Annotated in this window: 13 protein-coding genes; 5 read left to right on the forward strand and 8 right to left on the reverse strand. The window is 68.2% G+C overall.

Annotated features, from left to right (window positions below; all coding sequences use genetic code 11):
* Both AC1D15_RS08080 and AC1D15_RS08085 read left to right on the forward strand, forming a co-directional pair.
* The coding region (locus AC1D15_RS08080; RefSeq protein WP_477825576.1) for a proton-conducting transporter transmembrane domain-containing protein at positions 1-389 on the forward strand (389 nt) is incomplete at its 5' end.
* 83 nt (positions 390-472) lie between these two features.
* A complete protein-coding gene (locus AC1D15_RS08085; protein ID WP_477825577.1) occupies positions 473-931 on the forward strand; it encodes a DUF1178 family protein in 459 nt (152 codons plus the stop codon).
* An 82-nt stretch (positions 932-1,013) separates the two neighbouring features.
* Here the strand turns inward: AC1D15_RS08085 and AC1D15_RS08090 are convergent, their stop codons facing one another.
* Both AC1D15_RS08090 and AC1D15_RS08095 read right to left on the reverse strand, forming a co-directional pair.
* On the reverse strand, positions 1,014-2,420 hold the full coding sequence (locus AC1D15_RS08090) for an FAD-binding oxidoreductase (protein ID WP_477825578.1): 1,407 nt from the start codon (positions 2,418-2,420) through the stop codon (positions 1,014-1,016).
* Complete coding sequence (locus AC1D15_RS08095; protein WP_477825579.1) at positions 2,417-2,836, reverse strand: DUF2069 domain-containing protein; 420 nt, start codon at positions 2,834-2,836, stop codon at positions 2,417-2,419. Before AC1D15_RS08095 ends, AC1D15_RS08090 begins: the two co-directional genes overlap by 4 nt.
* A gap of 20 nt (positions 2,837-2,856) precedes the next feature.
* On the opposite strand from AC1D15_RS08095, the gene AC1D15_RS08100 reads away from it, so the two are divergent.
* A complete protein-coding gene (locus AC1D15_RS08100) occupies positions 2,857-4,110 on the forward strand; it encodes a YihY family inner membrane protein (RefSeq protein ID WP_477825580.1) in 1,254 nt (417 codons plus the stop codon).
* Between the two features lie 92 nt (positions 4,111-4,202).
* Entirely contained in the window at positions 4,203-5,528 is a 1,326-nt protein-coding gene (locus tag AC1D15_RS08105) for a hypothetical protein (RefSeq protein WP_477825581.1), read from the forward strand.
* On the opposite strand, the gene AC1D15_RS08110 is transcribed toward AC1D15_RS08105, so the two are convergent.
* The 4 genes from AC1D15_RS08110 to AC1D15_RS08125 are packed head-to-tail and all read right to left on the reverse strand — an operon-like array spanning position 5,498 to position 9,212.
* Positions 5,498-6,766, reverse strand: a complete 1,269-nt coding sequence (locus tag AC1D15_RS08110; RefSeq protein ID WP_477825582.1) for a diguanylate cyclase domain-containing protein — start codon at positions 6,764-6,766, stop codon at positions 5,498-5,500. The two genes, AC1D15_RS08105 and AC1D15_RS08110, sit on opposite strands and share 31 nt — an antisense overlap.
* 9 nt (positions 6,767-6,775) lie before the next feature.
* Positions 6,776-7,093: an Mpo1-like protein gene (locus AC1D15_RS08115; RefSeq protein ID WP_047502895.1), complete on the reverse strand. Its 318-nt coding sequence runs from the start codon at positions 7,091-7,093 to the stop codon at positions 6,776-6,778.
* Complete coding sequence (locus tag AC1D15_RS08120; RefSeq protein ID WP_477825583.1) at positions 7,090-7,911, reverse strand: alpha/beta fold hydrolase; 822 nt, start codon at positions 7,909-7,911, stop codon at positions 7,090-7,092. The genes AC1D15_RS08115 and AC1D15_RS08120 overlap by 4 nt, the downstream gene beginning before the upstream one ends.
* Positions 7,908-9,212, reverse strand: coding sequence for an O-acetylhomoserine aminocarboxypropyltransferase (locus AC1D15_RS08125; RefSeq protein WP_477825584.1), 1,305 nt, complete (start codon positions 9,210-9,212; stop codon positions 7,908-7,910). The genes AC1D15_RS08120 and AC1D15_RS08125 overlap by 4 nt, the downstream gene beginning before the upstream one ends.
* Before the next feature lie 115 nt (positions 9,213-9,327).
* Here AC1D15_RS08125 and AC1D15_RS08130 point away from each other — a divergent pair, with 115 nt between their 5' ends.
* A complete protein-coding gene (locus AC1D15_RS08130; protein ID WP_047502890.1) occupies positions 9,328-9,786 on the forward strand; it encodes a CBS domain-containing protein in 459 nt (152 codons plus the stop codon).
* Between the two features lie 32 nt (positions 9,787-9,818).
* Here AC1D15_RS08130 and AC1D15_RS08135 read toward each other — a convergent pair whose 3' ends face one another.
* Positions 9,819-10,250, reverse strand: coding sequence for a type II toxin-antitoxin system VapC family toxin (locus tag AC1D15_RS08135; RefSeq protein WP_477825586.1), 432 nt, complete (start codon positions 10,248-10,250; stop codon positions 9,819-9,821).
* On the reverse strand, positions 10,247-10,504 hold the full coding sequence (locus tag AC1D15_RS08140) for a type II toxin-antitoxin system Phd/YefM family antitoxin (RefSeq protein WP_477825585.1): 258 nt from the start codon (positions 10,502-10,504) through the stop codon (positions 10,247-10,249). Before AC1D15_RS08140 ends, AC1D15_RS08135 begins: the two co-directional genes overlap by 4 nt.
* Positions 10,505-10,772 lie beyond the last annotated feature (268 nt).

Genomic DNA, 10,772 nt, shown 5'->3' on the forward strand with positions numbered 1-10,772 from the left:
TCGACGACCTGAAGGGCCTGGGCAAGCGCAACCCGTGGTTCGCCGGCGTGATGGCGATCTTCATGTTCTCGCTGGCCGGCATTCCGCCGACGGTGGGCTTCTATGCCAAGCTCGCGGTGCTGCAGGCGCTGGTCACGACCAATGTGCCGTTCTACATCGGCGTCGCGGTGCTGGCGGTGATGCTGTCGCTGGTGGGCGCGTTCTACTACCTGCGCCTGGTGAAGGTGATGTATTTCGAGGACCCGGTGGACACCCATCCGGTGATCGCCCCGAACGACGTGCGGGTGGTGCTGTCGCTGAACGGCGCGGCCGTGCTGTTCTTCGGAATCCTGCCCGGCGGCCTGATGGCGCTGTGTTCGCAGGCCATCGTCAAAGCCTTGTCCACCTGAAGTCGTTGCGGAATTGGCGCGCCGGCCGCTGGGRCATCGCCCTGCAGGCTGCGCGGCGCTGAGCGTCTGCTGATAATGCGCGCATGAAAGTGCTCAACCTGTGCTGCGCGCACGACCATCGCTTCGAAGGCTGGTTCGGCTCGGAAGCCGATTTCCAGTCGCAATTCGAAGGCGGGCTGGTCGAATGCCCGCTGTGCGGCGACAAGACTGTCACCCGGCTGCCGAGCGCGCCCAGGCTGAATGTGTCAGGCGCGCGTGAACCCAAGGCCCCCACGCCAGCGGCGCAGCACCCGGTGCCGGCCACGCCGGAGGCGATGACGATGCAGGCGATGTGGTTGAAGGCCKTGCAGCACGTGATGGCGAACACCGACGATGTGGGTGAGCGCTTTGCCGAAGAGGCCCGGCGCATCCACTACGGAGAAGCCGAAGAGCGCGCGATCCGCGGCCGTGCGACACGCGAGGATGCGCAGGCACTGGCCGAGGAGGGCATCGACGTGATGTCGCTGCCGTTGCCGGCGGCTGCGAAGGGCACGCTGCAATAGCTGTTGGGCGCTCTGCGCGAGCAAAGGCGCGGGTGGGGGATGTGGGGCTCGCCCTACGCGCCTTTTCGCGCGGAAGGAACGCCTACACGACCTTGCCAGGATTCATCAGGCCGTTCGGATCCAGTGCCTGCTTGATGCTGCGCATCAACCCCAGCGCCACCGGCGACTTGCGCACGGCAAGCTCGTCGCGCTTCAACGCCCCGATCCCGTGCTCCGCCGAGATCGACCCGCCACACGCTCCCACCGCGTCGTAGACGATGGTGTTGACCGCCGCTTCGTGCTGCAGCAGGAACTGCTTCGCGTCGCCGCCTTCGGGCGCCTGCACGTTGTAGTGCAGGTTGCCGTCGCCCAGGTGGCCGAAGTTGACCAGCCGCACCCCCGGCAACGCGGCGCGCAACGCCGCATCGGTGGCGGCCACGAAGTCGACGATGCGCGACACCGGCAGCGAGATGTCGTGCTTGATGTTCAAGCCTTCCTCCGACTGCGCCAGCGGGATCGACTCGCGCAGGTGCCACAGGCCGTTCGACTGCTCGATGCTCTCGGCCACCGCGGCATCGGTGATCAGCCCACGCTCCAGCGCGGTTTCCAGCAGGCCCTCGAACAGCGCCCGGGCGTGCTGCTCGCCCTCGGTGTCGGACTGCTCCAGCAGCACCGTCCACGGCGACGGCGGCAAGGGCTGGCGCAGTTGCGGGTAGTGGCGGCGCACCAGCCCGAGCGCGAACTCGCCCATCAGCTCGAACCCGGTGAGGCCGGCACCCAGCCGCGCCTGCGCAAGTTGCAGCAGTGCGACAGCGGACGGCAGGTCCGGCAGCGCGGCCAGCGCCGTCAGCGTCGCCGCGGGTTGCGGGTAGAGCTTCAGCGTGGCCGCGGTGATGATGCCGAGCGTGCCCTCGCTGCCGATGAAGAGGTCGCGCAGGTCGTAGCCGGTGTTGTCCTTGCGCAGGCCCGACAGGCCGTGCCACACCTCGCCCTGCGCGGTGACGACCTCGAGCCCCAGGCACAGCTCGCGCGCATTGCCGTAGCGCAGCACCTGCGTGCCGCCGGCATTGGTCGCGAGGTTGCCGCCGATCGTGCAGCTGCCCTCGGCCGCGAGGCTGAGCGGAAACAGCAGCCCGTCGGCCGCAGCCGCCTCCTGCACCGACTGCAGCACGCAGCCGGCCTCGACCGTCATCGTCAGGTTGGCCGCATCGATGCTGCGCACGCGGTCCATGCGCGACAGCGTCAGCAGCACCTGGGTGCCGCTGTCGTCCGGCACGCCGCCGCCAACCAGCCCGGTGTTGCCGCCCTGCGGCACGATGGCCGTGCCATGCCGCGCGCAGACGGCGACCACCTGGGCCACCTCGTCGGTCGAGCTCGGCCGCACGACGGCCAGCGCACGGCCGCGGTAGCGCCTGCGCCAGTCCTGTTCGTAGCCGGCCAGGTCGCCGTCGGTCAGCACGTTGGCCGGGCCGACGATCGCGCGCAGCGATTCGAGCAGCAGCGGCTTCATGCGGCCTCCTTCGCGGGTTCGACGGGGGCGGCATGGCCCAATCGCCAGCGCACATGCAGCCCGCAGGCGGTGAACAGCACCAGGCACAGCAGTACCTCGATGAGGCCGAGCACCGTGCCGGGCCCGCGGTCGCTGCCGGCGCGCACCACGCCTTCGATGAAATAGAGCCACACCAGCAGGCTGACCCAGCGGTAGGTGTACATGCGGTGGCGCAGCAGCCCAGCCAGCGCGAAGGCGAGCGGCAGCACCTTCAGCGCGAGCCAGGTGCCGCCCGGCCGCAGCGGCGCGAGCCACAGCTCCCAGGCCACGCCGAGCACGATGAGCCCGGCGAGGCTGCCGACCGCGAGCGCGCGGGTCCACAGCACGACAGGCGGAAGGGGGGCAGAGGAGGCGGAAGGAGCAGGGGGCGCAGTCATCGCTGGCTATGATGCCATCGATGAATCTCCCGACACGCGCCGAAGCCCAAGCCCTGACGTTGACATGGCGGCAGCAGCTCTCGCGCGCACTGCAGACGCTGCAGACCTGGCCGTGGCTCGAGACGCTGGTCACGCTGCGCCAGCGCTTCCGCGAGGACCGCCTGGGCCTGACCGCCAGCAGCCTGACCTTCACGACGCTGATCTCGCTGGTGCCGCTGGTCACGGTGATGCTGGCGGTGTTCACCGCGTTCCCGATGTTCTCGAGCTTCCAGGACGCGCTGCAGAAGTACTTCCTGCAGAGCCTCGTGCCCGATTCGATCGCCAAGCCGGTGCTGGGCGCGCTGACGCAGTTCGCGAGCAAGGCGAACCGGCTCGGCACCTTCGGCCTGGTGGTGCTGGTGTTCACCGCGCTCGCGCTGATGCTGACGATCGACCGCACGCTGAACGCGATCTGGCGCGTGCCCAAGCCGCGGCCGATCGCGCAGCGCGTGCTGGTGTACTGGGCCGCCGTCACGCTCGGGCCGCTGCTGCTGGGCGTGAGCCTGTCGCTCACTTCGTACGCGATCTCGGCCTCGCGCGGCGTGGTCGGCGTGRTGCCGGGCGGCGTCAGCTTCCTGCTGAACGTGCTCGAGTTCGCGCTGTTGTCGGCGGCGATGGCGGGCCTGTTCCACTACGTGCCGAACACGCTGGTGCGCTGGCGGCATGCGGCGGCCGGCGGCGTGTTCGTCGCGGCGGGCTTCGAGGTCGCGAAGAAGGGCCTGGGCTGGTACCTGAGCTCGGTGCCGACCTACACCACGCTGTACGGCGCGTTCGCGACGGTGCCGATCCTGCTGATCTGGATCTACCTCGGCTGGGTGATCGTGCTGCTCGGCGCGGTGGTCGCGGCGTATGCGCCGAGCCTGCAGATGCGCGTGATCCGCCGGCCGTCCACGCCGGGCTACCTGTTCCAGCTGGCGGTGGGCATGCTGCGCGAGCTGGCGCAGGCGCGCGCGCTCAGCACGCACGGCATCAGCGCGGCGCAGCTGTCGGAGACGCTGCGCACCGATCCGCTGCAGATCGAGCCGCTGCTCGACACGCTGGTCGCGATCGACTGGGTCGGCCGGCTCGACGAGGAGGGCAACTCGCGCTACGTGCTGCTGTGCGACCCCGCGACCACCTCGGCGCAGCCGCTGATCGCTCAGGTGCTGCTCGACCCGACGCCGACGCTGCGCGGGTTCTGGCACCGGGCGCAGTTCGGCAACATGATGTTGAGGGACGTGATCGCGGCGGATTGAACGCGGTACGGGTGCATCTGTGTCGGTCGCGGACCGGAACCTCGCGAGTGCGCGCGACCACAGAACGTTTTTGGTTTCCTGCGCCTCTCACCATGCATCGATTGCCCTCCGGCCCTCCGGTCTTCATTCCGAATGTTCCTCTGGCCTCGCGGGACACGGCGCGGAACAGCCATGCGCTCAACAAGACAAATGCGGCCACCACGCTGGCCGCTTTGGATGCTTGCGTGGGTCTGCCGGAATTGACGGCGATGCTCGCCCTCAGGGATCGATGGATACCCGAGGATCCGCTTCGCGAATGCGTGCAATGGATGGCCGTTCTCCATCCCGAGCGGCGACGTCTCCTGGCCGAGCTGGAGACGGTTCGCTCCACATTGCTGGAGGCATCTTCCGTCGACGACCGGGGCGGTCGGGTAGGTGCCATCAAGCGGGCCGCGATGTCGCTGCGCCGGTTGGCTGACCAGTGGCGTGCAGCTCCATTCTTCACTGGCGGACAGTCGCTCGACAAGATCCTCCGCGATATGCCCGACCCAGCGCACGCAGTGTCTGATGATTGGGGCGAACTGATCGTTGCGATCAAGCGTTTGAACCTCGCCGTCGAGTGGCCCGCTGCTGCGCCGATTGATGGCGTGCATGTCCGAGGTCAACTGCGCGCGATCGGTGAAGAGCTCAGATGCGCGACATGGACTCCGCAACTGCAGGCCCGGACATTCTTCAGTTCGTGCGATCGGTTGGGCTCGCTTCCGTTGACGGGATCCGAATGGCTGAGGGCAAGACTGCCCTGGTTCCGTGCCAAGGTCTTCACAGCCAAGACGCCGGAACAACTGGCCGATGCCGTTCAATGGCTGGCCAGCGTCGCGGAGAAGCAGACTTTTCTGGCTGAACTGGCGGCGATCAAATCCGAGCCGTGGCGCGCGGCCACCGCCGGCAATCGTGGCGATGGCCGAGACATCGATTCCGCACTGCGAATGCTTGTGGTGCAGCTGGGACGCTACAAAGATCTGCTGCGCAGGCTTCCGGAGGCAGACCTGATCGCGGCTGCATTGCCCGATCCCGCCGATGCCGTTGGGGAACGCAGGATCAGCCTGTTGTTCGTCATCCAACGGATGGATCATGCAATATCGAGTGTCGACGCCTCGTCCCCTTGCTGCCCGTCCCTCAACTGTCAGGAGGCTGCGGCGGAGATCGCGGCGCATGCCGTGTCATTGGGGATGGGTCGCCTGAATCGACGCCAAAGGGCAGACGCTGTCCAGGCGCTGTGTTGCGCGATGACCCAACTGCCGGTCGCCTTGGAGAAACGCTGGCATTTTCAGGTGCGCTGCGTGATTGCCGAGGTATCCGAAGCTGTCGACGTCATTGGGTTGAAATCGATTCTGCAAAGATTCGCCGCTCAACTGCGGTCAGCCCCGTTGCTCGCATGAATCACGCAATTCTTGCCCCGCCGCTTCGCGCAGTACATCGCATCGTCCGCCAGCTGCAGCAGCCGCTGCGGGTTCTGCGCATCGCCGGGCGCCAGCGCGTAGCCGATGCTCGCGCTGATGCCATGCCGGTCGACGCCCGCCACCGCCTGCAGCATGTGCAGCGCGAGCGCATGCGCGCCGGCGGTGTCGCGCACCGGCGCCAGCACCAGAAACTCGTCGCCGCCGAAGCGGCCCACCGCGTCCTCGGCGCGCACCGCGGCCTGCAGCGCGCGTGCCACCGACACCAGCAGCTCATCACCCGTCCGGTGCCCCAGCCGGTCGTTCACCGCCTTGAACCCATCGAGGTCGACGAAGAACAGCGCCACCGGCAGCTGCACCGCATCGAGCAGCGCCGCCTCGATGCGGTCCATCATCGTGCGCCGGCTCAGCACGTCGGTCAGCGCGTCGCGCTCGACGCTGCGCTTGAGCTGCTGCTGCGTGATCGTCAGCTCGTGCACGTCGACCGTCACGGTGTAGACGCCGATCACCTCGCCGCAGGCATCGAAGTCGGGCACGTAGCTGGTGCGCATCCAGCGCTGCCCCTGGGACGCCAGGTCGACCATGCGCGCGTACTGCACCGTGTGCCCGGCCAGCGCCTGCACGAAGTACGGCTCGTGCTCGGCCCAGCGCTTGGAGCCGCGCACGTCGCCGATCGGCCGGCCCAGCAACTGCTTCGGCTGCTGGCCGGTCGCCTCGACATACGCCTTGTTGACGAAGCGCAGCACGAAGTCGCGGTCGACGTAGGTCAGCGGGAACGGGATGTTCTCGGTGAAGCGGTCGAGCCGCTGGCGTGCGGCGACCAGCGCCTCGCGCTCCAGCACATCCTGGTGGATGTCGATCGCGATCGTGAAGATGCCGTCGACGCGGCCGGCCGGGTCGAGGTGCGGCAGCACCTGGATGCGCGCCCAGCGGCCGGCATGGCAGCCGTGCTTCAGCCGCCGCTCGTAGTTGACGGTGCGCCCCTGCGCGGCCTGCGCGAACGCCCCGCTCGCGCGCTCCCAGGCCTCGTCGCCGTACAGCTCGGCCAGCGTGTGGCCCAGCAGCTCCTCGCGGCCGCGTTGCGCCCAGCTCAGGTAGGGGTCGTTGCAGAACACCAGCCGGTGCTGCAGGTCCCAGCGGCCGATCGGCAGGTCGATCGCATCGATCAGCCGCTCGATGTGGGCGAGCTGCTCGAGGACGGGCAGGTCCTTGGCGTCCATGGCCTGGCTCTAGAACGGGATCCTGCCCACCCAGATGTCCTTGTACATGACCCAGTCGCCCATGAAGCTGTACAGCGGGCGCTTGAACGAGGCCGGCCGGTTCTTCTCGAACACGAAGTGCCCGACCCACGCGAAGCCGTAGCCGCACAGCAGCGCGTAGACGAAGTAGAGCGGCTGGCCGCGCACGAGGCCGGTCACGAGACACAGCAACGCCAGGCTGGAGCCGATGAAGTGCAGGCGGCGGCAGGTGCGGTTCGCATGCTCGCCGAGGTAGTACGGGTAGAACTCCGCGAAGCTCTTCAGCGACTGAACGGTACTGCTGTTCATCGGGCTTCCTCCGAAATGAAGGCCTGGATCGCATTCAACACGGCGTCGGGCACCTCTCCCATCAGGGAATGCCCGGCCGGCAACGCCAGAACCTTCGCATGCAACGCATGGGCCAGTGCGGCGCTCGCCTTCGGCGGCGTCATCTGATCGTGCGCGCCGACGATCATCAGGCTGCCGCAGCGCACCCGGGCGGCCGCTTCGAGCCCGCCGGCGTAGCGGTTGCACACCTGGAAATCCTGGTGGAACAGGTTGCCATGCCCCGCGGCGGCGTGCCCCGCCTGCAGGCGGCGCATCAGCGCCCGGTTCGCGCCGTGCAGCGAGAAGCCCGGCGCCGGGGCCGAAGGCTTGGCGGCGTGGCCGGCGTGCGAGAACGCGTTGACCATGTCGATCGCCTTCAGCGGCGCATCCAGCGAGGTCGACAGCAGCGTGTCGGACACCTTCATCGGGTACGCCGGGCCGAGCAGCACCAGCCGGCTCGCGCGCTCGCCGAGCCGGGCGGCGGCTTCGAGCGCGATCAGCGAGCCCATGCTGTGGCCGACCAGGGCCGCACGCTCGATGCCGGCCGCGGCCAGCAGCGCGAGCAGCCAGTCGGCACAGGCCTCGACGCTCGCCAGCGCCGGCCCGTCGCTGCGGCCGTGGCCGGGCAGGTCGGGCACCAGCACCGCACGGCCGTGGTGCGCGAGCGAGCGGCTCTGCAGCCCCCACACGCTGTGGTCGTGCATCGCGCCGTGGATGAACACTACCGCCGGCAGCCCGGGGTCGAGTGTCTTGCCGCCGGTGTAGACGAAGGCCGCACGGCCCTGCACGTCGAGCTTCATGCGCCACCCGCCTTCTGCGCGGCCCGCAGCGCGCGCGACAGGTCGTCGATCAGGTCGTCGGCATCCTCCAGCCCGATCGACAGCCGGATCGTGCCCTGCGTGATGCCGGCCTGCGCGAGCGCGGCATCGTCCATGCGGAAATGCRTGGTCGTCGCCGGGTGGATCACCAGCGAGCGGCAGTCGCCGACGTTGGCCAGGTGCGAGAACACCTTCAGCGCCTCGATGAAGGCACGGCCCTGCGCGCGCTGGCCCTTCAGGTCGAAGCTGAACACCGAGCCGCTGCCGCGCGGCAGCAGGCGTTTCGCGAGTTCATGGTCGGGGTGGGTCGGCAGGTCGGGGTGGCCGACGCGCGCGACCATCGGGTGCGCAGCCAGGAAGGCGACCACCTTGCGCGCGTTCGCCATGTGGCGCTCCATCCGCAGCGACAGCGTCTCGACGCCCTGCAGGATCAGCCACGCGGTGTGCGGGCTCATGCAGGCGCCGAAATCGCGCAGCCCCTCGCGCCGCGCGCGCAGCAGGAAGGCGCCGACGGTGCTCTCCTCGCTGAACACCATGCCGTGGAAGCCGTCGTAGGGGCGGGTCAGCTCGGGGAATCGTCCGGAGGCGTCCCAGTCGAATTGCCCGCTGTCGACCAGCACGCCGCCGATCACGGTGCCGTGGCCGCTCAGGAACTTGGTGGCCGAGTGGTAGACGAGGTCGGCCCCGTGGTCGAACGGGCGCATCAGCCACGGCGAGGTCAGCGTCGAGTCGACCAGCAGCGGCAGCCCATGCTCGTGCGCGATCGCGCTGACGGTGGGGATGTCGAGCACGTCCAGCCCGGGGTTGCCGACGGTCTCGCCGAACAGCAGCCGCGTCTCGGGGCGGATCGCGGCGCGCCAGCCGTCGATGTCGCCGGGGCGCACGAAGGTGGTGGCGATGCCGAAGCGCGCCAGCGTGTAGTGCAGCAGGTTGTGCGAGCCGCCGTACAGCGCGCTGCTCGCGACGATGTGCGAGCCCGCGCCGGCCAGCGTGCAGATCGCCAGGTGCAGGGCGGCCTGCCCGCTGGCGGTCGCGATCGCGCCGGTGCCGCCTTCGAGCGCCGCGACGCGTTCTTCCAGCACCGCGGTGGTCGGGTTCGAGATGCGGCTGTAGACGTGCCCCGAGCGCTCCATGTTGAACAGCGCCGCGGCATGGTCGCTGCTCTCGAACACGAAGCTGGTGCTCAGGTGGATCGGCACCGCGCGGGCGCCGGTGGACGGGTCGGGGCCGGCGCCTGCGTGCAGCGCAAGCGTGTCGAAGCCGGGGTCGGATGGGCCGGGCATGGGATCTCCTGTCGTTCTTCGCGGCCGCCGGAGGCACCTCGTGGGTGCAGCCGGGGATGTTGTTGTGAAGAATTGTGGGCTATATTGGCCCGACACACCCCCAAGGAGAGGACCCATGAAAGTCGCAGACATCCTGCGTGTCAAGGGCGGCACGCTTTTCACTGTCTCGCCCGACCAGCCGCTGGCGCATGCCGTGCGCACGATGGCCGAGCGCGACATCGGGTCGCTGGTGGTGATGGAGCACGGCGACCTCGCCGGCATGCTCACCTTCCGCGAGGTGATCCTGGCCGTGGTCGGCAACGGCGGCACGGTCGGCACGACCATCGTGCGCACCGTGATGGACGACCACCCGCTGACCTGCACGCCCGAGACCGAGATCGACGAGGTGCGCCGCATGATGCTCGAGCGCCACGCCCGCTACATGCCGGTGATGACGCAGCGCACGCTGATGGGCGTGATCTCGTTCTACGACGTCGCGAAGGCAGTGGTCGACAGCCAGGACTTCGAGAACCGGATGCTGAAGGCGTATATCCGCGACTGGCCCGTCGAGGATCAACAACCTGTTCAGAACTGACGCTGCTCGCTCGGCGAGGCGTCTCCCTGGAATCACGCTTGTTCGCGATGCCACGGATTCAGAAGCCGCGCGCCGGTGGTTTTGAAGTCGGCGACATTTCGGGTGACAACGATCAGGCCGTGAACCAGGGCGGTCGCAGCGATGAGCGCATCGCGATCGGAGCACGGGTCCGGCACGTGCAAGGTGGCACAGCGCAAAGCGACCGTCGTGTCCACGGGGAGAATCCTCTCGCCGAAGGTGCGCAGGACTTGCTCGTCCATCCATCTGCGCAAGTTCGCAGATTGCGCAGCGTCGCGACGCTGCAATCGCAATATTCCAAGCTCCAGTTCAAGAACAGTCACCGCCGAGATCGACAAATCGGCCGCAGTGACGGAAGCCGCCCAAACCACCACATGGGGATCGGCGCGGCCGCTCGGAGCCTTGCGCAGCTCGGACACCACGTTGGTGTCGAGCAGATACATCAGTCGAACTCCGCCGCGCGGTAAGCGGAGCCCAATCGCCCAGGCTCGAACTCGATATCGGCGCCCTCGGACATTCCGAGCAAGTCGACGATGCTCGGCAGGTTTCCCGTGAGTTCGCGATAGCGCTCGTAGGTCATCAACACATGAGACGGCTGGCCGCGGTCCRTGATGACCACCGGTCCTTGTGCAGCGGCCTTCTTCGCACGAGCCGTGTCCTGGTTGAATTCCCTGCTGGAAAGTGTGGTGGTGATCCTCATCGCGGCGTCCTCCATCTACGTAGCAACGTTACTAGATTGACGGTGCGCCGACAACAGAAATGAAAAGGCCCGCCCTTCACAGAGCGGGCCTTCTTCACCAGCGGCTCACTCAGAACGAGTGGCGGATGCCGGTGGTGAATTCCGTGATGTTGCGGTCCCCGGCGTTCGTCAGGCCGGCCGGCACGGCGCTGGCCCAGCGATCAGCATAGCCGTCGCCTTCGTTCTTGAAGCGCGTCACCGCGCTGTACAGCGCCGTGCGCTTCGACAG

The sequence above is a fragment of the Rhizobacter sp. P2_H2 genome, assembly GCF_056403375.1.

What these genes read in the sequence shown, in the direction of transcription:
- AC1D15_RS08090 (WP_477825578.1), bottom strand. Translation starts at nt 2,420, where the DNA reads ATGAAGCCGCTGCTGCTCGAATCGCTGCGCGCGATCGTCGGCCCGGCC.
- AC1D15_RS08095 (WP_477825579.1), bottom strand. Translation starts at nt 2,836, where the DNA reads ATGACTGCGCCCCCTGCTCCTTCCGCCTCCTCTGCCCCCCTTCCGCCT.
- AC1D15_RS08105 (WP_477825581.1), top strand. Translation starts at nt 4,203, where the DNA reads ATGCATCGATTGCCCTCCGGCCCTCCGGTCTTCATTCCGAATGTTCCT.
- AC1D15_RS08110 (WP_477825582.1), bottom strand. Translation starts at nt 6,766, where the DNA reads ATGGACGCCAAGGACCTGCCCGTCCTCGAGCAGCTCGCCCACATCGAG.
- AC1D15_RS08115 (WP_047502895.1), bottom strand. Translation starts at nt 7,093, where the DNA reads ATGAACAGCAGTACCGTTCAGTCGCTGAAGAGCTTCGCGGAGTTCTAC.
- AC1D15_RS08120 (WP_477825583.1), bottom strand. Translation starts at nt 7,911, where the DNA reads ATGAAGCTCGACGTGCAGGGCCGTGCGGCCTTCGTCTACACCGGCGGC.
- AC1D15_RS08130 (WP_047502890.1), top strand. Translation starts at nt 9,328, where the DNA reads ATGAAAGTCGCAGACATCCTGCGTGTCAAGGGCGGCACGCTTTTCACT.